Origin of the sequence: Streptomyces hoynatensis (genome assembly GCF_003626535.1) — a bacterium.
Classification (GTDB): domain Bacteria; phylum Actinomycetota; class Actinomycetes; order Streptomycetales; family Streptomycetaceae; genus Streptomyces; species Streptomyces hoynatensis.
In genome coordinates this window covers 68580-89364 of record NZ_RBAL01000023.1, presented here as the reverse complement: position 1 = coordinate 89364, position 20785 = coordinate 68580, and the positions used below count along the sequence as shown (strand labels likewise).

At 72.9% G+C, this 20785-nt stretch carries 16 protein-coding genes and 2 tRNA genes; 4 read left to right on the top strand and 14 right to left on the bottom strand.

The window, feature by feature from the left end:
* Window positions 1-3 precede the first annotated feature (3 nt).
* The 6 genes from mreC to D7294_RS27360 all read right to left on the bottom strand — a co-directional run bounded on the left by mreC (window position 4) and on the right by D7294_RS27360 (window position 8024).
* Window positions 4-1167 (bottom strand): rod shape-determining protein MreC, encoded by a 1164-nt coding sequence (gene mreC / locus D7294_RS27385; RefSeq protein WP_241562661.1) that lies wholly within the window; start codon window positions 1165-1167, stop codon window positions 4-6.
* 143 nt (window positions 1168-1310) lie between these two features.
* Entirely contained in the window at window positions 1311-2330 is a 1020-nt protein-coding gene (locus D7294_RS27380; RefSeq protein ID WP_120684468.1) for a rod shape-determining protein, read from the bottom strand.
* A gap of 325 nt (window positions 2331-2655) precedes the next feature.
* Window positions 2656-3069 (bottom strand): nucleoside-diphosphate kinase, encoded by a 414-nt coding sequence (gene ndk, locus D7294_RS27375; protein WP_120684466.1) that lies wholly within the window; start codon window positions 3067-3069, stop codon window positions 2656-2658.
* Between the two features lie 294 nt (window positions 3070-3363).
* Window positions 3364-3717: a DUF4233 domain-containing protein gene (locus tag D7294_RS27370; protein ID WP_120684464.1), complete on the bottom strand. Its 354-nt coding sequence runs from the start codon at window positions 3715-3717 to the stop codon at window positions 3364-3366.
* The gene (gene folC, locus D7294_RS27365) at window positions 3717-5303 is read right to left on the bottom strand and encodes a bifunctional tetrahydrofolate synthase/dihydrofolate synthase (protein WP_120684462.1); all 1587 of its coding nucleotides are present in this window, start codon (window positions 5301-5303) and stop codon (window positions 3717-3719) included. Before folC ends, D7294_RS27370 begins: the two co-directional genes overlap by 1 nt.
* An 84-nt stretch (window positions 5304-5387) precedes the next feature.
* Window positions 5388-8024, bottom strand: coding sequence for a valine--tRNA ligase (locus D7294_RS27360; RefSeq protein ID WP_120684460.1), 2637 nt, complete (start codon window positions 8022-8024; stop codon window positions 5388-5390).
* Between the two features lie 128 nt (window positions 8025-8152).
* On the opposite strand from D7294_RS27360, the gene D7294_RS27355 reads away from it, so the two are divergent.
* Window positions 8153-9157: a hypothetical protein gene (locus tag D7294_RS27355; protein WP_120684458.1), complete on the top strand. Its 1005-nt coding sequence runs from the start codon at window positions 8153-8155 to the stop codon at window positions 9155-9157.
* 87 nt (window positions 9158-9244) lie between these two features.
* Here the strand turns inward: D7294_RS27355 and clpX are convergent, their stop codons facing one another.
* The 5 genes from clpX to D7294_RS27330 all read right to left on the bottom strand — a co-directional run bounded on the left by clpX (window position 9245) and on the right by D7294_RS27330 (window position 14034).
* Window positions 9245-10543 carry an ATP-dependent Clp protease ATP-binding subunit ClpX gene (gene clpX / locus D7294_RS27350; RefSeq protein WP_120684456.1) on the bottom strand — a complete coding sequence of 433 codons (1299 nt, stop codon included), beginning with the start codon at window positions 10541-10543 and terminating at the stop codon, window positions 9245-9247.
* A gap of 310 nt (window positions 10544-10853) precedes the next feature.
* Window positions 10854-11504 carry an ATP-dependent Clp protease proteolytic subunit gene (locus tag D7294_RS27345; RefSeq protein WP_120684454.1) on the bottom strand — a complete coding sequence of 217 codons (651 nt, stop codon included), beginning with the start codon at window positions 11502-11504 and terminating at the stop codon, window positions 10854-10856.
* A gap of 60 nt (window positions 11505-11564) precedes the next feature.
* Entirely contained in the window at window positions 11565-12179 is a 615-nt protein-coding gene (locus tag D7294_RS27340) for an ATP-dependent Clp protease proteolytic subunit (protein ID WP_277751120.1), read from the bottom strand.
* 204 nt (window positions 12180-12383) lie between these two features.
* Window positions 12384-13832 (bottom strand): trigger factor, encoded by a 1449-nt coding sequence (gene tig, locus D7294_RS27335; protein WP_120684452.1) that lies wholly within the window; start codon window positions 13830-13832, stop codon window positions 12384-12386.
* A 125-nt stretch (window positions 13833-13957) separates the two neighbouring features.
* Window positions 13958-14034 (bottom strand) — tRNA-Pro (locus D7294_RS27330).
* Between the two features lie 340 nt (window positions 14035-14374).
* Between D7294_RS27330 and D7294_RS27325 the strand changes: the two genes are divergently transcribed.
* Window positions 14375-14448 (top strand) — tRNA-Gly (locus D7294_RS27325).
* 444 nt (window positions 14449-14892) lie between these two features.
* On the opposite strand, the gene D7294_RS27320 is transcribed toward D7294_RS27325, so the two are convergent.
* Window positions 14893-15111 carry a hypothetical protein gene (locus D7294_RS27320; RefSeq protein WP_120684450.1) on the bottom strand — a complete coding sequence of 73 codons (219 nt, stop codon included), beginning with the start codon at window positions 15109-15111 and terminating at the stop codon, window positions 14893-14895.
* A 506-nt stretch (window positions 15112-15617) separates the two neighbouring features.
* On the opposite strand from D7294_RS27320, the gene D7294_RS27315 reads away from it, so the two are divergent.
* Window positions 15618-16757, top strand: a complete 1140-nt coding sequence (locus D7294_RS27315) for an acyltransferase family protein (protein ID WP_120684448.1) — start codon at window positions 15618-15620, stop codon at window positions 16755-16757.
* Between the two features lie 23 nt (window positions 16758-16780).
* On the opposite strand, the gene D7294_RS27310 is transcribed toward D7294_RS27315, so the two are convergent.
* Both D7294_RS27310 and D7294_RS27305 read right to left on the bottom strand, forming a co-directional pair.
* Window positions 16781-17608 carry a M23 family metallopeptidase gene (locus tag D7294_RS27310; protein WP_120684488.1) on the bottom strand — a complete coding sequence of 276 codons (828 nt, stop codon included), beginning with the start codon at window positions 17606-17608 and terminating at the stop codon, window positions 16781-16783.
* 656 nt (window positions 17609-18264) lie between these two features.
* The gene (locus tag D7294_RS27305) at window positions 18265-19419 is read right to left on the bottom strand and encodes a PP2C family protein-serine/threonine phosphatase (protein WP_120684446.1); all 1155 of its coding nucleotides are present in this window, start codon (window positions 19417-19419) and stop codon (window positions 18265-18267) included.
* 127 nt (window positions 19420-19546) lie between these two features.
* On the opposite strand from D7294_RS27305, the gene D7294_RS27300 reads away from it, so the two are divergent.
* A complete protein-coding gene (locus D7294_RS27300) occupies window positions 19547-20776 on the top strand; it encodes a GNAT family N-acetyltransferase (RefSeq protein WP_120684444.1) in 1230 nt (409 codons plus the stop codon).
* The last annotated feature ends 9 nt before the right edge of the window (window positions 20777-20785 follow it).

Sequence of the window (20785 nt, the reverse complement as noted above, 5' to 3'; positions counted from 1 at the left end):
CGGTCACTCCAAGGTGGCTTGGTCGTTCTCGTCCTGGCCCGCGGCCCCTTCGCCGGGCGTGCCGCCTCCCGTGCCGGGGTCGCGCCCGGCGTCCACCGCGTCCCGCCGGTCGAGGGGCGGGACGGTGGACGTTCCGGTGTCGGCCGCCGCGTCCCCGGTGCCGTCCCGGTCCTGCGTCCCGTCGGCGTCCGCGGTGTCCCCGGCGTCGCGCTCCCCGCCGGTCTCCCCGGCGTCCTCGTCCGCGTCGGCGCCGGCGTCCTCGTCAGCGTCCGTGCGGTCCCGGTCGGCGTCGCCCGACGCGTTCTCGGGCCGGGGCGGCAGCACGGAGTCCCGCGGGTTCTCGCGGGGCGGCTCGACGACGACGCCGACGAGGTCGAGCTGCGTGAAGGCGACGTACGGGCGGACCTGGACGGTGCGGGTGAGGTCGCCGTTCGCCCGCTCCACGTTGACGACCTCGCCGACCGGAACGCCGGGCACGAAGGGCTTGTTGCCCGAGGAGCCGAAGGTGACCATGCGGTCGCCGACCTTCACGTCCGCCTGCTGGTTGAGCAGCTGGACGTCGAGTTCGTTGTCGCCGCGGCCGGTGGCGAAGCCGAGCTCCTCGCTGCCCTCGAGGCGGGTGCCGACGGTGAAGCTCGGGTCGTTCGCCAGCAGCACGGTGGCCGTGCTGTCGCCGACGGTGGTGACCCGGCCGACCAGCCCGTCGCCGTTGAGCACGGTCATGTCGCGGGTGAGGCCGTCCTCGCGGCCGGCGTCGATGGTGACCGTCCAGGAGAAGCCCTGGGCGGCGCCGATGCCGATGACCTGGGCGCCGACGATGCCGTACTGCCCGGCACCGGCCGTGCGCAGCAGGTCGTCGAGCTGCTCGAGACGCGAGTCGCGGAAGGACTCGCTGCCCAGGCGCTGCCTCAGTTCGGCGTTCTCGTGCTCGAGTTCCGAGATGCGGTCGTGCCGCTCTCCCGAGTCCCTGATCGCGGCGATGGCGTTGGCCACCGGGTCCACCGCGCCGGCCACGCCCTCCTCGATCGGCCCGAAGAGGGAGGCGGCCGCCTCTCGCGAGCCGTTGAGCGGGGAGTCGTCCCCGCCACGGATGTCCATGGTGATCAACGCGAAGGCGACGCAGACCAAAAGGACGAGAAGCAGCCGGCTCTCTCGGGTGTCCCTCACTGGCGGCGGCCGTGCCTTTCTGGATGGGTCCTTGCTTCTGTGTCGGGGTCCGCAGGGCTGCGCCGTGCGGGGCCCTGGGGGCGGCGGTCCACCGCGCCCGGACCTGGGTGCTCGCGGCGAACCGCCGCGGCCTCAGGCCACGCTCACCGCCGCGGCTGGGCGTCGAGCACCTGTTGCAGGGCCTCGAACTCCTCGACGCACTTGCCCGAGCCGAGCGCGACCGAGTCCAGCGGGTCCTCCGCAATGTGGATGGGCATGCCGGTCTCCCGGCGCAGCCGCTCGTCGAGGCCGCGCAGCAGGGCGCCGCCGCCGGTGAGGACGATGCCGCGGTCCATCACGTCGCCCGAGAGCTCGGGCGGGCACTTGTCCAGCGTGGTCTTGACGGCGTCCACGATCGCGTTGACCGGTTCCTCCATCGCCTTGCGGACCTCGGCCGAGGAGATCACCACGGTCTTGGGCAGGCCGCTGACGAGGTCACGCCCGCGGATCTCGGTGTGCTCGTCCGCGTCCATGTCGTAGGCGGAGCCAATGGTGATCTTGATGCTCTCGGCCGTGCGCTCGCCGAGGAGCAGGCTGTACTCCTTCTTGATGTGCTGGATGATCGCGTTGTCCAGCTCGTCCCCGGCCACGCGGATCGACTGGGCGGTCACGATGCCGCCGAGCGAGATGACGGCGACCTCGGTGGTGCCGCCGCCGATGTCGACCACCATGTTCCCCGTCGCCTCGTGCACGGGGAGCCCGGAGCCGATCGCGGCCGCCATCGGCTCCTCGATGATGTGCACCTGCCGGGCGCCGGCCTGCGTGGAGGCCTCGATGACCGCGCGCCGCTCCACCCCGGTGATGCCCGAGGGCACGCAGACGACCACCCGGGGGCGGGCGAGATAACGCCGCTTGTGAATTTTGAGAATGAAGTAGCGGAGCATCCGCTCGGTGATCTCGAAGTCGGCGATGACCCCGTCCTTCAGCGGACGGACCGCGACGATGTTGCCCGGGGTGCGGCCGATCATCTTCTTCGCCTCGGCGCCGACCGCGAGAATGCCACCGGTGTTGGTGTTGATGGCGACGACCGATGGTTCGTTGAGGACAATCCCTCGACCCCTGACGTACACCAGCGTGTTGGCCGTCCCGAGGTCGACTGCCATGTCACGGCCGATGAACGACATATTGTTCGCCATAGGGATACATCTGGCCTTCCAGCTGGAGCGATTTGTGCGGGAGGTCGGCGGAGGGTGCGATGAACGAGGCGCCTGGAGTCCCTCCCGCTGGACGGGGCGGGCCACCGGGCAAGTGGGGATGCCATCGTATCCACGGCCGGTCGAACACGGAGCGCCGGAGCGCCGCTTTCGCCATTGTCGGCGGAACCCGGCCGACCCTCCATCATGGTGACGTGGCAAACGGGGGACGGGTTCCGCACGATCGACTGTACATACCGCAAAGGGCTCACGCATTCGGGCGGGCCCGCGTGTCCTGACGGCGCGTCAACCCCACTCAGGCGTGTTCGGGAAAGAAGATCTTCAGCTCCCGTTCCGCGGACTCCTCGGAATCCGAGGCGTGAATCAGGTTCTCCCGGACGGTCGTCCCGAAGTCGCCGCGGATGGAGCCGGGGCCGGCCTCGATCGGGTCGGTCTTGCCGGCGAGGGCGCGCATCCCCGCGATCACCCGCTCGCCGCTGACGAGGAGCACCACGCTCGGCCCCGAGGACATGAACTCGATCAGCGGCTCGTAGAACGGCCGCCCGGCGTGCTCCGCGTAGTGGGTCTCCAGCGTGGCCCGGTCCAGGGTGCGCAGCTCCATGGCGCTGATCGTCCAGCCCGCCTTGCGCTCGATGCGGGCGAGGATCTTCCCGACGAGTCCTCTGCCGACCGCGTCCGGCTTCAGAAGGACTACAGTGCGCTGGCTCATGGAGGCGGCTCCTGCGGTGAACGTTGCTGGCGGATGACGGGCGTCACCGGGGTGACGGACTGCCGAACGGGGGGACGCGTCGAGGACCACCGGCCGGCGGGCGCCGCCGTCGCGCCACAAGAAAGGCGAAACGACGGGGGGTCAGCAACATTACCCGGACCGCCGGGGCCCACGTCGCCCGCCCCTCACAACTCGCGGCGACGCCTGAACGACGGCCGCACGGCGCCCGGGTGACGTCCGGGCGAACCCGCCGCCCGCCCTGGAGGGCCGGCCGCGTTCCGCCGGGCCGCCGCCTCAGGAGGGCGCGGAGGAGGGAGCGGCGGCGGCGCGGGCCGCGCGTATCTCGTCGATCTGCCGCCCGAAGTGCACCGAGGCCCACCACAGCCCGGCGAAGACGGCGCCGAGCCCGAACATCACCGGCAGCACGAAACCGGCGGCCACCAGCGCCACCTGCAGCGCCCAGCCGAGCGGCACGCCCACGCGCCGCCCCACCAGGCCGCACAGCAGCAGGCACAGGGCCATGGCCACCCCGCTCACCCACCAGACGGTGCCGGCCGAAAGCCCGTCGGACAGGCGCATCGTGGCCAGCCCGGCCAGGCCGATCACCACGAACTCGCCCGCGAGCGTGCTCGCGCAGAGCGTGCGCATCAGCGTCCACCCCCGAGCAGCAGCCTGGCCTCGCCGACCGTGATCACCGAGCCGGTGACCAGCACCCCGGCCCCGGCGTACTCGTCCTCCTCCTCGGCCAGCGAGATCGCCGCCTCGATGGCGTCGTCGAGCCGCGGCTCCACCTGCACCCGCTCCTCGCCGAACACCTCGACGGCCAGCGCGGCCAGCCGGTCCACGTCCATCGCCCGGTGGCTCGTGTTCCGGGTGACGACCAGCTCGGTGAGGACCGGCTCGAAGGCTTCGAGCATGCCGCGCACGTCCTTGCCCTGGCTGGCGCCGATCACCCCGACGAGGCGGCTGAAGCCGAACGCCTCGGTGACGGCCGCGGCCGTGGCCTGGGCGCCGCCCGGGTTGTGCGCGGCGTCCAGGAGGACGGTCGGGCTGGAGCGGACCACCTCGAGGCGGCCGGGGGAGGTCACCGAGGCGAAGGCGCCCCGCACCACCTCGGGGTCGAGCGGGCGGGCCGGTCTGCCGTCGCCGACGCCGAAGAAGGACTCGACGGCGGCCAGGGCGACCGCCGCGTTGTGCGCCATGTGCTCGCCGTAGAGCGGCAGGAACACGTCCTCGTAGTCGCCGCCGAGGCCGCGCAGCGTCAGCAGCTGGCCGCCGACCGCCACCTCGCGGGAGAGCACGCCGAACTCCAGGCCCTCCCTGGCGACCGTGGCGTCCACCTCGACGGCCCGCCTCAGCACGACGGAGGCCGCGTCGATCTGCTGCTGCGCCAGCACCACCCGGGCGCCCTGCTTGATGATTCCCGACTTCTCCACCGCGATCTCGGCGGGCGTGCCGCCGAGCCGCTCGGTGTGGTCGAGGCTGATCGGGGTGAGCACGGCCACCTGGCCGTCGATCACGTTCGTCGCGTCCCAGGTGCCGCCCATGCCGACCTCGACGACCGCCACGTCCACCGGGGCGTCGGCGAAGGCCGCGTACGCCATGCCCGTCAGCACCTCGAAGAAGGACAGCCGGTACTGCTCCCTGGAGTCGACCAGCTCGACGTAGGGCTTGATGTCCTCGTAGGCCGCCACGAAGCGCTCGGCGGGGATCGGGGCGCCGTCCAGGCTGATCCGCTCGGTGATGGACTGCACGTGCGGGCTGCTGAAGCGGCCGGTGCGCAGCTCGAAGGCGCCGAGCAGCGTCTCGATCATGCGGGCGGTGCTCGTCTTCCCGTTGGTCCCCGTGATGTGGATCGACGGGTAGCCGCGCTGCGGCTCGCCGAGCACGTCCATCAGCGCCCTGATGCGGACCACCGAGGGGTCGAGCTTCGTCTCCGGCCAGCGCTTGGCGAGCTCGGTCTCCACCTCGCGCAGCGCCCGGTCCACCTCCGGGTCCTCGGGCCTGCCCGGCAGGTCGCCGCCGCGCGGCGGGCCCGACTGGGCGCGCAGCGTGCGGCTTCCGGCCTCGATCACGGCGAGGTCGGGGTCGCGGTCGCGCTCCTCGGCGACGATCTCGTCGAACGCCTCGTCGGAGCCGCCGCCCGGCGAGCCGGCGGAGGAGGCGCCGGACGGGTCGCCGGACGAGTGCGCGTCGTACGGGTCGGGGGAGCCGGAGGGGGGGCGGTCGTTCACACCCCCAGTCTACGGAGCGCCGCCGACAGCCCCACCGCGGCCGCCGCCCGGGACCCGCCCCGGGGCGGCGGCGCGGCGGGCGCCCTACGGCAGCCTGGCGAGCTGGGTGCGGATGCGGGAGATGTCCTCCTCGGCCGCGGCCCGCCTGGTCCTGATCTTCTCGACCACGTGGTCGGGCGCCTTGGCGAGGAAGCTCTCGTTGCCGAGCTTGCCCGAGGTCTGGGCCAGCTCCTTCTCGGCCGCGGCCAGGTCCTTCTGCAGCCGCTTGCGCTCGGCCTCGAAGTCGATGGCGCCCGAGAGGTCGAGGGCGACGGTCGCCCCGGCGACCGGCAGGGTCGCGGTGGCGGAGAAGCCCTCGCCGGCCGGCTGGAGGCGCAGCAGGGAGCGGATGGCCTCCTCGTGCGCCCCGAGGGAGGTGCCCGCGAGGTCGAGGGTGGCCGGCACCCGCTGGCCCGGCTGGAGGCCCTGGTCGGCGCGGAATCTGCGGACCTCGGTGACCAGCTGCCTGACGGCGGCGATCTCCTCCTCGGCGGCCGCGTCCCGGAAGCCGGAGTCGCGCGGCCAGTCGGCGACGACCAGGGACTCGCCGCCGGTCAGCGTCGTCCACAGCTCCTCGGTGACGAAGGGCATCACCGGGTGCAGCAGCCGCAGGGTGACGTCGAGGACCTCGCCGAGCACCCGGCGGGTGACCTCGGCGGACCTGCCGCCGGCCGCCGAGCCGGCGAAGACCGACTTGGACAGCTCGACGTACCAGTCGAAGACCTCGTCCCAGGCGAAGTGGAAGAGCGCGTCGCTGACCTTGGCGAACTGGTAGTCGTCGTAGTACGTGTCGGTCTCGGAGATCACCGAGTTCAGCCGGGAGAGGACCCAGCGGTCGGTGGCCGACATCTCCTCGGGCCCCGGCAGCGGGCCGCGGACCGTGGCGCCGTTGAGGAGGGCGAAGCGGGTGGCGTTCCAGATCTTGTTGGCGAAGTTGCGCGAGGCCTGCACCCAGTCCTCGCCGATGGGGATGTCGACCCCCGGGTTGGCGCCGCGGGCCAGGGTGAAGCGGACCGCGTCGGCGCCGTAGGCGTCCATCCACTCCAGGGGGTCCACGACGTTCCCGAAGGACCGGGACATCTTCTTGCCGTACTGGTCGCGGACCATGCCGTGCAGCGCGATGGTGCGGAAGGGCGGCTCCCCCTCCATCGCGTACAGGCCGAACATCATCATCCTGGCGACCCAGAAGAAGAGGATGTCGTAGCCGGTGACCATGACGGTGTTCGGATAGAACTTCGCCAGGCTCTCGGTCTGTTCCGGCCAGCCGAGGGTGGAGAACGGCCACAGGGCCGAGGAGAACCAGGTGTCGAGGACGTCGGTCTCCTGGTGCCAGCCCTCGCCCGCCGGCGGCTGCTCGTCCGGCCCGACGCAGACGGTCTCCCCGTCCGGCCCGTACCAGACGGGGATGCGGTGCCCCCACCACAACTGCCGGGAGATGCACCAGTCGTGCATGTTGTCCACCCACTCGAAGTAGCGGGAGGACATCTCCTTGGGGTGGATGGTGACCCGGCCGTCGCGGACGGCGTCGCCCGCGGCCTTGGCCAGCGGCGCGACCTTCACCCACCACTGCATCGACAGGCGCGGCTCGATGGTCGTGCCGCAGCGGGAGCAGTGGCCGACCGAGTGCCGGTAGGGGCGGGTCTCGGCGACGACGCGGCCCTCGGCGCGCAGCGCGGCGACCACGGCGGAACGCGCCTCGAGGCGGTCCAGGCCCTGGAAGGGGCCGTGCGCGGTGATCACCGCGTTCTCGTCCATGATCGTCAGCTGGGGCAGGCCGTGCCTGCGGCCGATCTCGAAGTCGTTCGGGTCGTGGGCCGGGGTGACCTTGACCGCGCCGGTGCCGAACTCCGGGTCGACGTGCGGGTCGGCGACGACCGGGATGGTGCGGTCGGTCAGCGGCAGCGCGATCTGCCGGCCGACGAGGTGGGTGTAGCGCGGGTCGTCGGGGTGGACGGCGACCGCGGTGTCGCCCAGCATCGTCTCGGCCCGGGTGGTGGCGACGACCACGGAGTCCTCGCCCTCGCCGTACCTCAGCGAGACCAGCTCGCCGTCGTCCTCCTGGTACTCGACCTCGATGTCGGAGATCGCGGTCAGGCAGCGCGGGCACCAGTTGATGATGCGCTCGGCCCGGTAGATCAGGCCCTCTTCGTAGAGCCGCTTGAAGATCGTCTGGACGGCCCGGGACAGGCCCTCGTCCATCGTGAAGCGGTCGCGGGACCAGGCCACGCCGTCGCCGAGGCGCCGCATCTGCCCGGCGATCTGGCCGCCCGACTCCGCCTTCCAGCGCCACACGCGCGCGACGAACGCCTCCCGGCCCAGGTCGTGGCGGGACTTGCCCTCCTTGGCGAGCTGCCGCTCGACCGCGTTCTGCGTGGCGATGCCCGCGTGGTCCATGCCCGGCTGCCACAGCGTCTCGTAACCCTGCATGCGCTTGCGGCGGGTGAGGCCGTCGATCAGCGTGTGCTCCAGGGCGTGGCCGAGGTGCAGGTTGCCGTACACGTTCGGCGGGGGGATGACGATGGCGTACGGCTCCTTGGCGCTGCCGGCGTCCGCCTCGAAGTAACCGCGCTCTACCCAGCGCTCGTACAGCCGCTCCTCTACGTCGGCCGGCGTGTACTGCGTCGGCAGATCGGCTGGGGCGCTGTCTGACCCGTGCGTGGGCGGCTGAGTGTTCTCGGTCACGGCGCTCAGTCTAAAGGCGGAATGTCATGGGTTCGAATCCGTTCCCGGGGGCGCCTGGCCGCCCGGCGGCCCGGTCCGAAAGGATGTGCCAAAGCCCCCGAACCAGCCGCCTCCCGAGGAGTGGTGTCATGAGCAACGACCAGCCAGGTCCCTACGGGCAGCAGCCTCCCCCCGGACCGCCGCCGGGCGGGCCCGGCCCCTACGGCCCGCCGCAGGGGCAGCAGCCGGGCGGGCCGAGCCCCTACGCGCCGCAGGGCGGCGCCCCCGGCGGCTCCGGCTTCGGGCCGCCGGCCCAGGGCGGCGCCTCGCCCGCGCCCGCCGGCGCCTGGGGGCCGCAGCCCCACGGGCAGCCCCCGGCGCAGCCGCCCGCAGGGCCGCCCGCACCGCCCCAGGGCGGCGGCGGGGGCGGAGGAGGCCGCAGGACGGGCATCGTGGTGGCCGCGGTGGTGGCGCTCGCCGCCGTGGTGGGAGGCGCGATCTTCCTCCTCGGCGGAGACGGCGACGACGAGGAGAGCGGCGCGAACGGCGACGCCGGGACGCCCGGCGGCGGCTCCGCAGGCTCCTACACCCTGGTACTGCCCGAGACCTCGGGCGACTTCACGCTGGCCGAGCCGGCGCAGAACGTCTCCGACCTCGACCCCGAGGAGCTGGCGGCGCTGGGGCTCGCCGACGCCAACGGAACAAGCGGCACCTATCTGGGCGGCGTCACCCCCGAGGAGGCCGCGCAGCTGAGCGGCCCCCAGGATCTGGGCGACAGGCAGCTCACCTCGATGAACGTCATCGGCCTGTGGGGCGAGGTCGGCGACCCGGAGAGCGCCATGGACGCGGCCTTCGCCTACGGCGCCGAGCAGGCCCTCTCCCAGCAGAGCGGCCTGGCGCTCCAGGGCGAGCCCCAGCGGGTCACTCCCGACGGGCTGCCGGACGGCGTGGTGATGCAGTGCCAGCTGGCCGCGGGGCAGAACCAGGGCGTCGACATCACGGTTCCGATCTGCGCCTGGGCCGACAGCAGCACGATGGCCCTGACCGTCAGCCTCAGGCAGACCGCCGAGGGCCCCACCCCGGTGGACATGGAGGAGGCGGCGGCCGCCACGGCGCAGCTGCGCGCCGACTCCCTCCAGGAGGCGGGGCAGTAGGCCGTCGCCGGGGGCGGCGGCAGGCGCCGGGGCCCGGACGGATCGCCGTCCGGGCCCCGGGGCCGTGAAGGGAAGCGCGGGCGGCGCTCAGGCCGTCTTCTCGTGCGGCGGCGCGGTGGTGCCGCGCTGCTTGGCCAGCCGGGAACGCGGCACGAGCGTCGGGTTGACGTTGGAGCGGACGACGTCCTCGGTGATGACGACCTGGCCCACGTCCTGCCGGGAGGGCACCTCGTACATCACGGACATGAGGACCTCCTCCATGATGGCGCGCAGGCCGCGGGCGCCAGTGCGGCGCAGGATCGCCTGGTCGGCGATGGCCTCCAGCGCCGGAAGGTCGAACTCCAGCTCGACGCCGTCGAGTTCGAAGAGCCGCTGATACTGCTTCACCAGCGCGTTCCGCGGCTCGACGAGGATGCGGAGCAGGGCCTCGCGGTCCAGGTTGTGCACCGAGGTGATGACCGGGAGCCGGCCGATGAACTCGGGGATCATGCCGTACTTCACCAGGTCCTCGGGCAGCACGTCCGCGAGCAGCGCCGCGCTGTCCCGGTCGTGCTTGGAGCGGATGTCGGCGCCGAAGCCGATGCCGCGGGCGCCCGATCTGGCCCGGATGATGTCGTCGAGCCCGGCGAAGGCGCCGCCCACGATGAACAGCACGTTCGACGTGTCGATCTGGAGGAACTCCTGGTGGGGGTGCTTGCGCCCGCCCTGCGGCGGCACCGCGGCCGTGGTGCCCTCCAGGATCTTCAGCAGGGCCTGCTGGACGCCCTCCCCGGAGACGTCCCTGGTGATCGACGGGTTCTCGCTCTTGCGGGCGACCTTGTCGATCTCGTCGATGTAGATGATCCCCTGCTCGGCCTTCTTGATGTCGTAGTCGGCCGCCTGGATCAGCTTCAGCAGGATGTTCTCCACGTCCTCGCCGACGTAGCCCGCCTCGGTGAGGGCGGTGGCGTCGGTGATGGCGAACGGGACGTTGAGCATCCTCGCGAGGGTCTGGGCGAGCAGGGTCTTGCCCGAGCCCGTCGGGCCGAGGAGCAGGATGTTCGACTTCGCGATCTCGATGTCCTCGTCGCGGGAGGCGCCCTCCGCCTCGTTCGCGCGCACCCGCTTGTAGTGGTTGTAGACGGCCACCGAGAGCGCCTTCTTGGCGTCCTCCTGGCCCACCACGTAGCTCTCGAGGAAGTCGTAGATCTCACGCGGCTTCGGGAGCTCGTTCAGCTCCGAGTCCGGTGACTCCGCAAGCTCTTCCTCGATGATCTCGTTGCACAGGTCGATGCACTCGTCGCAGATGTAGACCCCCGGCCCCGCGATGAGCTTCTTCACCTGTTTCTGGCTTTTGCCGCAGAACGAGCACTTGAGCAGATCGCCGCCATCACCGATGCGTGCCACGAGGTGCTTCCCCTTCGCCTGCGCACCGCCGGGAGACGATGCGCTCATGCTTGCTGAAGACGACGGTACCCTGTCGCCCCGGCGGAATGGCCCCCCTTGACGGGAATCCCCCTGTGCGGGGCCTTCCCGTCAAAAGGGGACGGCCAGTCGTTGTCCTGATGTGTGGTGCCGGTCGCCTGTGTGGGCGTTGTCGTGCAGTGCTGCCGAGTGGTGCCGAGTGGTGCTCGCGCGCGGTGGCGCGGGTGCCGCGGCCGTGCCCGGGCGGTGCCGGGCGCGGCGCCGCGGGCCGCCGCGGGCTGCGGCGGCGGCCTCAGACGGCGGTCGTCGAACGGGTCGTGATGATCTGGTCCACCAGGCCGTAGTCGACGGCCTCCTCGGCCGTGAGGATCTTGTCGCGCTCGATGTCGTCGCGGATCTGCTCGATCGGCTTGGTGGAGTGCTTGGCGAGCATCTCCTCCAGCTGAGTGCGCATCCGCTGGACCTCGCGCGCGGCGATCTCCAGGTCGGACACCTGGCCGCGGCCGGTCTCCGAGTACGGCTGGTGGATGAGGACCCGCGCGTTCGGCAGGGCCATGCGCTTGCCGCGGGTGCCCGCCGCGAGCAGCACGGCCGCCGCCGAGGCCGCCTGGCCCATGCAGACGGTCTGGATCTCCGGCTTGACGAACTCCATCGTGTCGTAGATGGCCGTCAGCGCGGTGAACGAGCCGCCCGGGCTGTTGATGTAGATCTGGATGTCCCGGTCGGGGTCCATCGACTCCAGGCAGAGCAGCTGGGCCATCACGTCGTTGGCGGAGGCGTCGTCGATCTGCACCCCGAGGAAGATCACCCGCTCCTCGAAGAGCTTCGCGTACGGGTCGTACTCGCGCACGCCCTGGGAGGTCCGCTCGATGAAGCGCGGGACGATGTAGCGGGACTCGGCCGGGAGCCGGTCGTAGAGGCCGGAGCCGGGGAAACTGTTCATCAGGTGTCTAACCGCCTTGGGTCTTGGCTGCGATCGGGGCTGGGTGCCGGCGGGGCGCGGCTACGCGCCGGTGCCGCCGCCGCCCGCGATGTCCGCCGCGCTGGTGATGACACGGTCGAGCAGGCCGTAGTCCCTGGCCTCCTCGGCGGAGAACCAGCGGTCCCGGTCGGCGTCCCGCTCCCACTGCTCCTCGCTGACGCCCGAGTGCTGGGCGGACAGCTTGGCCATCTTGCGCTTGGTCCGCAGCAGCTGCTCGGCGTGGATCTTGATGTCGGTGGCGGACCCGGCCAGGCCCGCGGACGGCTGGTGGATGAGGATCTCCGCGTTGGGCAGCGCGTAGCGCTTGCCGGGGGCACCCGCCGTCAGCAGGAACTGGCCCATCGACGCGGCCAGGCCCATGGCGATCGTCACCACGTCGTTCTTCACGTACTGCATGGTGTCGTAGATCGCCATGCCTGCCGTGATCGAACCGCCCGGGCTGTTGATGTAGAGGAAGATGTCCTTGTCCGGGTCGGCCGCCAGGAGGAGGAGCTGCGCCGTGATCCGGTTGGCGATGTCGTCGTCCACCGGCTGACCGAGGAAGATGATCCGCTCGCTGAGCAGCCGGTTGTAGACCTGATCACCGAGGCTGCCGGTCACCGGCTCCGCCATGGCGGAAGGCATCGAGAGCGTCACGTACGTACCCACCTGCTCATTCCGGACGGCCCCGGGCCTCGCGCCCGGCGGCCGTCGCTTGACATCTGCGTTGTACCTACGGACCCTAACGCGGCGTGCCGACAGACCCATCCCGACCAGGGAACTGTTCGCTGTGAGCGCAGGGTCAGGGCCGGGTGGCGCGCGGGGCCGGACGTCCCACGTCCGGCCCCCGGCTGCTCCCGCTCAGTCCTCGGTCCTGCCCTCGGCGCCGGCGGCCTCGCCGCCCGCCTCCCCGGCCGCGGCCTCGGCGTTCCCGGCGGCCTCGTCGCTCTCGGTGGACTCGGCGGCGGCCTCCGTGGCCTCCTCCGCCGCCTCTTCCTCGTCCTCGTCGAGGCGGACCGGCTCGCCGTTGGAGTCCTTGACGGTGACGGACTCGACGACGGCGGCGAGGGCCTTGCCCCGGGTGACCTCGCCGACCAGCATCGGGACCTGGCCGCCCTCGACGACGGCCTTCGCGAACTGGTCGGGGCTCATGCCCGAGGTCTGGGCGCGGCGCATGAGGTGCTCGGTGAGCTCCTCCTGGCTGACGTTGACCTTCTCCTGCTTGGCGACCTCTTCGAGCACGAACTGGGTGCGGATGCCCTTCTCGGCCTGCTCCTTCAGCTCGGCGTCGAACTCCTCGGCCGTCTTCTCCTGGAGCTTGAGGTAGCCCTCCAGGTCCATGCCGAGCTGGGGGAGCTGGTGGTGCTCCAGGTTGTGCTTGCGGGTCTCGATCTCGTCCGCGAGCAGCTTCTGCGGGATCGGCACCTCGACCAGCTCCAGGAGGGCGTCGAGCACCTTCTCCTGGGCCTCGGTGGCCTGCTGGTACTTGCGCTCGTCGATCAGCCGCCTGCGGCTGTCGGCGCGCAGCTCGTCCAAGGTGTCGAACTCGCTCGCGAGCTGGGCGAAGTCGTCGTCCAGCTCGGGGAGTTCACGAGCCGAGACGGTCTCGACCGAGACGGTGACCTCGGCCTCGCGGCCGGCGGCCGAGCCGCCCTTCAGCTCGCTGGTGAACGTCGCGGTGCCGCCGGCCTCAAGGCCGGTGACCGCCTCGTCGAGCCCGTCGAGCATCTGGCCGGAGCCGATCGTGTAGTTCACGCCCTGGGCGACGCCGTCCTCCAGGACCTCGCCGTCGACCTTGGCCTCAAGCCCGATCTTCACCACGTCGCCCTCGGCGGCCGGGCGCTCGACGACCGTGGTGGAGGCGAAGCGCTCGCGCAGCCGCTCGACGGCCTGGTCCACGTCCTCGTCGCCGACCTCGACGGCGTCCACGGTGACCTCGATCCCCGAGTAGTCGGGGATCGTGATCTCGGGCCGGATGTCGACCTCGGCGGTGAACGTCAGCAGCTCGTTGTCCCGCAGTTCGGTGATGTCCACCTCGGGCTGCCCGAGCGGGCTGATCTCACCCTCGGTGACGGCCTCGGAGTAGAACTTCGGGAGCGCGTCGTTGACCGCCTCCTCCAGGACCGTGCCGCGCCCGAACCGCTGGTCGATGATGCGGGCCGGGATCTTCCCCTTGCGGAAGCCGGGCACCTGGACCTGCTGGTTGATCTTGCGGTACGCCGCGTCGAGGCTGGGCTTGAGCTCCTCGAAGGGCACCTCGACAGTGAGCCGAACCCGGGTGGGGTTCAGAGTCTCCACGGCGCTCTTCACGGTCGGTCTCCTTGGGGCTGACATCGGGTTGTTGCGAGGTGTTCCTGGGGGCGCCCCGCAAGCGGGCAGACCACAGGCGCGCAGGCCACTCAAATACTACGCGGTCCGCCGCGCGGTCCCGGACGTGGTCGGGGTGGCCGGATTCGAACCGACGGCCTTCCGCTCCCAAAGCGGACGCGCTACCAAGCTGCGCCACACCCCGTCCTGGCTCACGACGCGACACGTAGCGTACAGCGCCGCGCGCGATCCGGGCGGCGCCGGGTCCACGCCCGCCCGGGGCACCGGCCGCCGCCGGCGTCGAGCCGGGCCGGGGCGGCCGGGGGGAGCATGCGCGGCGGTGAGGAGCGGCGGGGAACGGCGGGGAACGGCGGGGAACGAGGAGGGGGTGGAGCGGTGTGGGAGGGGAACGGGAGCGGAGCCGAGGGCAGTGCGGGGGCCGGACGTCGCCGCCCGCGGCGGTGCGCCGCGGCGCTGCTACGATGCAGTGCGTGCCGGCCGCCGGTCATTCCGTCGGCCCCGGTGGCCTCTCGGCCCTCCGGCTCGCGGGCGTAGCTCAATGGTAGAGCCCTGGTCTTCCAAACCAGCTACGCGGGTTCGATTCCCGTCGCCCGCTCCACTGCTGTTCTTTCCGGGCTTTCCGGGTCTTCCTGGGTCTTTCCGGGCTTCCCTGTCGTCCCGGTTCGGCAGCCGGCTCCGCCGGGGCTTCCCGGCTCTTCCCCTGCGCGGCCCCCACGCACGCGGGCCGGGAGGCGCGCCTCCCCCTCGCGGCGCCCGGCCGGATCTCTCCGCCGCCGCCACGTCTCGCGGCAGCCCTCGCACGCCCGGCTCGCGCGCGGCATTGCGCGCTCCAGGGCGCGGGCGCGCCCTGGAGCCGGCCTGGGCCCCGGCGGCGGCCATACGCAGGGGGCATCGCCGCGCGCCGTGCACCGGCCGTGCGGCGGTCTCGCCCGTCGGCCGACCGCGTGCCGGAGGGGCTCCGGCACGCACCGGCGGGCGCGGGGTCGTGGCCTCCCGCGGGCCGGGGGCGGCCCGCATGTGCCGGTTCTACCGATTTCAGCCGTTACGGGTTGTCCGTGTTGTTGATGGAGTCGTCGACGTCGTTGATGCCGTCGCTCACCGACTGGAGGAAGTCGTTTATGGGGTCGGCGGCGCCGGTCGAGGCGAGCGAGAAGCCGAAGAGGATCGCGACGATCGCGGGGCCCCACCTTATGACGCCACCACGGACCATGAAGAACATGATCACGCCGAACAGGAGGGCCAGCGAGAACGAGATAACCACAACTGATCACACCTTACGGAAGGTTCGCCTCTGCTCCATCAGGGGCTTGACCACGGCCGCCGCACCCCCGCAGAGACCATCGTGCCATCAACTACGGGGGACGGGGAGAGCGGTGACGCTCCGTCCGGATGCGCAGGTGGGCGCTCCCCCATCTCCCGCGCCGGGCCGGACAGTTACCCGCCCGTTAGGCGGCGTGACCGTTCGCGGGCACAATTCACGGGTCCCGGCGGGACGGCGACGATAAAGGTCACAGGTCACACCGGGAGAATCCTTTTACCAAGGAATGGGCGCGAGTTGACCACAACGCGCCCCAGGTGATACGCCCCTTTCATGAGGGGCAAACCACATGATTCGGGACAGTTGTGGGCCCCATTCCGCGGGACCTCGGGTCGTCCACGCCCGCGTTCCCCCACGTCGCAATGGGCCTTGGGGCCGTCTCGAATAGCGCCCGGACATAACGGAGGCGGAATTTACGGATGGCACCGGCGCGTACTATCGTGCGCACAATGTTGCACGTCCGTAATCAAGAGGCCCCCCCGTCCGCGGCGCGGGGGACAGCGGCCGACCCCCCACCGGCAGTCACGGACGGTTCGGCCCAGCTGACGCCGAAGCCGCGCGACCCCTTCTTCGACAACGCCAAGTACCTGGCGATCGTCCTGGTCGCCCTCGGGCACGCCTGGTCCCCGATGCGCGGCGACTCCCAGACGGCGGCGGCGCTGTACCTGTTCGTCTACGCCTTCCACATGCCGGCGTTCATCCTCATCGCCGGGTACTTCTCCCGCGGCTTCACGGGCCGCCCCGACCAGCTCAGGCGGCTCATCACCGGCATCGGGGCGCCCTACCTGGTGTTCGAGGTGCTCTACGTCCTCTTCAAGCGCTGGGGCGACGCGGACCCGGACTACCCGCTCAGCGTGCTCGACCCCTTCTACGTCACCTGGTTCCTGGTCGCGCTCTTCGTGTGGCGGCTCACCGCGCCGGTGTGGCGCATCGTCCGCCGGCCGCTGCCGGTGGCGCTCGGGATCGCCGCGGTGGGGTCCGTGTCCCCGCACATCGGGAGCGACCTCAACCTGCAGCGCATCCTGCAACTGCTGCCGTACTTCGTGCTCGGCCTGCAGCTGCGCCGGGAGCACTTCGAACTGGTGCGCCGCCCCGGGGCACGGGTGGCGGCGGCCGTGCTGCTGCCGGTGGCGCTCGGCCTGGCGTACTGGGCGGCCCCGCACGTCGACGCGGGCTGGTTCTACCGGACCAGCAGCGCCCAGGAGATGGGCGCCGAGCCGTGGGCCGGCGTGCTGCTGAGCCTGGCGCTGTTCGGCTGCGGCCTGCTGCTGACGGCCTGCTTCCTGGCTCTGGTGCCCGGCCGCCGGATGTGGTTCACCGCCCTGGGGGCCGGGACCATCTACGGCTACCTGCTGCACGGCTTCTTCATCCAGGGCTCGCGCTGGTGGGGCTGGTACGAGGCGCCGGGCGCCGACTCCCCGGGCGGCCGGGTGGTGATCACGCTGATCGCCGCGGTGCTGATGACGGCCCTGTGCACCGGGCCGGTCCGGCGGGTCTTCCACTACCTGGTGGAGCCGCGGATGGACTGGGCCTTCACGCACGAGGCGACGCGGGTGGGGCAGCCCGCCGGGCAGGGGCGGGCCGGGTGAGGGCCGCCCCCCGCCCCCGCCGCTCAGAGGCCCGCCGCGCCGTGGCCGGTCAGGTACGCCTCCGGGTCGAGGTCGGAGCCGTAGCCGGGGTGTGACCTGACCTCGAAGTGCAGGTGTGGCCCCGTGCTGTTGCCGGTGTTGCCCGAGTCGCCGAGCACCGTGTCCGCGGTGACCCCCTCTCCCTCCGCGACGCCGATCCGTGACAGGTGGGCGTACAGCGTGTAGGTGCCGTCCTCCATCCGCAGCAGCACGGCCTTGCCGTAGTCGCCGGCGGGCCCGGCCTGTTCGACGACGCCGGGGCCCGCGGCGTGCACCGGGGTGCCGGCCGGGGCGGCGAAGTCCACGCCCGTGTGGTGGCCCGCGGCCCAGGAGCCCGGGGTGCCGTACGCGGCGGAGACCGGGAAGCCGGTCACCGGGGCGCGCCAGGCCCCGGGCCCGGTGACCGGCGCGTCCCAGGGGGTTCCCGCGGCCGGATCGCCGGGCCGGAACCCGCAGCCTGCCCCCTCCGCTGCGGCCTCGCCTGCGGGCGGGAGCGCGGCGAACCAGGGGGGCGCCTCCCACGTGGGGAGCGGCGTGAGCGGCGGCGGTGCGCCCGCCGCGGGCGCCGGGGGCGGGCCCGCCGCCCCCTCCTCCGCCGCCCCCTCCTCCAGCGGCCCTTCCTCCGGCGCGCATCCCGGGTCCGCGGCGGGCGGGGGGAGCGGCGGGGGGTTCCCCGGCGGGGTGGGGGGCGCGGGCGGGCCGAGCAGGCCGAGCGGGTCCGTCGGGTCGAACTCCCCGTCCGGGACGGCGAACGCGCCGGGCGGGGCCACGGGTCCCGGCGGGGCGAACAGGTCGAACGGGCCGGGCGGCACGGCGGCGAGGGCCCCTTCCGCCGGGTCGCCCGGGCCGGCGGGGGCGGGCGGGGCGGCCGCCTCCCAAGGGCCGGGCGGCTGGGGGGCCTCCTCGGGTCCGGCCGGTTCGAAGGGGGCGAGCGGATCGGCCGGAGCGAGCGGATCGGCCGGGGCGAACCGGTTGAACGGAGCCGGTGGCGCGGGGAGTTGATGCGTTGGAGGTCCGAAGGGGCGCGCGAGGGCAGGCCATGCGCCGTTCGGGCCGTGCCCAAGCGGCCCCGGCGGCCCCGGCGGTGCCTGCGCCACGGGGGTGCCGGCCGTCGCGGGGGCGGGCGCCGGTTCCGGGGAGGCGGCGGAGGCGGGGGGCAGGGCGGCGGGTCGCGTTATGAGGAGGGCGGCCAGGAGCGGGGCGCCCACCAGGGACAGGGGCGGGGGAAGGGCGGTCATGCCACCGAGCCAAGGCCACCGGGCGCCGCCCCGCATCCGGCGCCGCGGCCGGCGGGCCGCCGATCGGCCCAGCCGGGCGGCGCCGCGGCGGCGCCCCGCGGCCGGGGCGAAGGCGGCCGGGCCTGCACGGGGGCGCGCGGCGCGCGGGCCACGCCCGGCGAAGGCGATCCGCCCCCTGCGGGTGATCACCCCGGCCGCCCGCCGCGCGTCGGCCCAGGCCGCCCTCCGCGTCACTCCCGGCCGATGAGCAGCAGCGCGCGGTCGTCGTTGACGTCCTTGGCGACCGCCTCGATCAGGTGCCAGGCGGCCCCGCGGAAGCCGGTGGCCACGTAGCGGTCCGCCTCGCCGGTGAGCCGGTCGATCCCCTCGGACAGGTCGCGGCCCGACCGCTCGACCAGGCCGTCGGTGAAGAGCATCAGCACGTCGCCTGGCCGCAGCGTGCCCTTGGCCGGGTGGAACTCGGCGCCGTCGTAGACGCCGAGCAGCGGGCCCACCGCGGCGATCTCCTGCCAGCGGCCGGCGCCCGCGTTGAACTGGACCCCGGGCAGGTGGCCCGCGGACAGCAGCTCGTAGTCGCCGGTGTCCAGGTCGAGCACGAGGTGCACGGCCGTCGCGAAGCCCTCGTCCCAACTCTGCCGCAGCAGGTAGCCGTTGGCGGCGGGCAGGAAGGCGTGCGGCGGGAGGGAGCCGAGGAGGCCGCCGAAGGCGCCGGAGAGCAGCAGCGACCTGGAGGCGGCGTCCATGCCCTTGCCCGAGACGTCGGCGAGCACCACCTCCAGGGTGCGGCGGCCGGGGCCGGTCCTGGTGGCGACCACGAAGTCGCCGGAGAACGACTGCCCGCCGGCCGGGCGCAGCGACATGTCCCGGTGCCAGCCGCGCGGCAGGGGCGGCAGCGCGCTCTGCGCCCTGATGCGCTCGCGCAGGTCGAAGAGCATCGTGCCGCCGCGCCGCCAGGGCACGCCGACGCGGCTGCGGAACTGGGCTATCAGCAGGCCGCTGAGGGCGACGCTCGCGACGACCAGGATGCTGCCGGGGGTGACCGGGTCGGCGACCCTGCCGTCGGCGTCCACGATCACGGTCTCCAGCACGAGCGCCGTGGCCACCACCGCGTACAGGCCGAGGAGGCTGGCCGGGCGGAGCAGCAGGCCGCCGGCGACCAGCGAAAGCACCAGCGACTCGGGCGGGCACCAGTCGGGCCAGGCCACGGTGGCGCCGCCGAACAGCGGCACGGTCAGCAGCAGGGCGGCGAAGGCCAGCCAGTCCGAGCCGTCGCCGCGGAAGTAGTCCACGGCGGAACGGCGCAGGCCGGTGCGGGCGCGGTGCACGGCCTTGCGCGCCCGGTGCCACCGGTCCGCCCTGGGTGCCGTGCTAGTGCCGCGTGCCATGACCTGGGACCCTATCCACCCGTTCGGCGGCGCGTCGAACCCCCGCCGCGCCCCGCGGGGGGCAGGCGTGCGGCAAGGCGCCGAAATTGCGTCGCTCGCGCGGGTGTGCCCTGGTAGTGCTGTGTGCATGACGATCGAATTGCGGGAACTCGGCGAGTCCGACCTCCAGGCGTGGTACCGCGCGGTGGAATGGGCCTTCGGCGGCGTGCTGGAGTCCGAGGAAGAGCGGGCCCTGTGGCGGGAGTTGATCCAGCCGGAGCGGTCGATCGCGGTCTGGGACGCCGACCGGATCGTCGGCTCGGCCAGCGCCTTCCCGCTGCGGATCAACCTGCCGGGCGGGAGGCCGGCGCCCGCGGCGGGGGTGACGATGGTCCACGTCGCGGCCACCCACCGCAGGCGGGGAATCCTGCGGCAGCTGATGCGGCGGGAACTTGACGACTGCCGCGAGCGCGGCGAGCCGCTGGCGGTGCTGACCGCCTCCGAGGCGGGGATCTACGGCCGCTTCGGCTACGGCACGGCGGCGCACGCCCTGCAGGCGGACATCGAGACGGTCCACGTGACCGTCGCGGAGCCGCCGGGGACGGACGGGCTGCGGCTGCGGGTGGAGGAGCCGGCGGCGGTGCTTGACCGCTGCGAGGAGCTGTACGCGCGGCTGGTGCCGGGGCGGCCGGGGATGGTGCACCGGGACACGCGCTGGGCGCGGCTGATGGTGCTCGACCCGCCGGGCGAGCGGGAGGGCGCCTCCGCGCTGCGCTGCGTGCTGGCCGAGCGGGACGGCGAACTCGCCGGGTACGCCCGCTTCGCCCTGAAGCCCTCCTGGGAGGAGACGGTGCCGAAGGGGCGGGTGCTGGTGCGGCACCTGGACGCGGCCGATCCGGCGGCGTACGCGGCGCTGTTGCGCTACCTGTGCGGCATCGACCTGATGGCGACGGTGTCCCTGCGGAACCGGCCGGTGGACGACCCGCTGCTGAGCCTGGTCTCCGACCCGCGCCGCTGCCGCCCGCGGCTGGTGGACCGGCTGCACCTGCGGCTGGTGGACGTCGGCGCGGCCCTGGCCGCCCGGGCCTATGCCGCCGAGGTGGACGTCGTGCTTGAGGTCGCCGACGAGTTCTGCCCGTGGAACGCGGGGCGGTGGCGGCTGTGCGGCGGGCCCAAGGGGGCGGTGTGCGAGCGGACCGGGGACGCGCCGGACCTGCGGGTCTCGGTCCGGGCCCTGGGCGCCGCCCATCTCGGCGGCACCTCGCTTGCGGCGCTGGCGGCGGCCGGGCAGGTGTCCGAGGTGCGGAAGGGCACGCTCGCGCCCGCCGCCACCGCGTTCGGCAGCCCGGTGGCTCCCTGGCTGCCCTTCGGCTTCTGACGCCGCCGC

Bases quoted from the DNA above. Each gene is read 5' to 3' on its own strand.
- D7294_RS27355 (WP_120684458.1), top strand. From the start codon at position 8,153: ATGAGCAACGACCAGCCAGGTCCCTACGGGCAGCAGCCTCCCCCCGGA.
- ndk (WP_120684466.1), bottom strand. From the start codon at position 3,069: ATGAGCCAGCGCACTGTAGTCCTTCTGAAGCCGGACGCGGTCGGCAGA.
- D7294_RS27300 (WP_120684444.1), top strand. From the start codon at position 19,547: ATGACGATCGAATTGCGGGAACTCGGCGAGTCCGACCTCCAGGCGTGG.
- D7294_RS27370 (WP_120684464.1), bottom strand. From the start codon at position 3,717: ATGCGCACGCTCTGCGCGAGCACGCTCGCGGGCGAGTTCGTGGTGATC.
- D7294_RS27380 (WP_120684468.1), bottom strand. From the start codon at position 2,330: ATGTCGTTCATCGGCCGTGACATGGCAGTCGACCTCGGGACGGCCAAC.
- D7294_RS27305 (WP_120684446.1), bottom strand. From the start codon at position 19,419: ATGGCACGCGGCACTAGCACGGCACCCAGGGCGGACCGGTGGCACCGG.
- D7294_RS27315 (WP_120684448.1), top strand. From the start codon at position 15,618: ATGTTGCACGTCCGTAATCAAGAGGCCCCCCCGTCCGCGGCGCGGGGG.
- D7294_RS27345 (WP_120684454.1), bottom strand. From the start codon at position 11,504: ATGAACAGTTTCCCCGGCTCCGGCCTCTACGACCGGCTCCCGGCCGAG.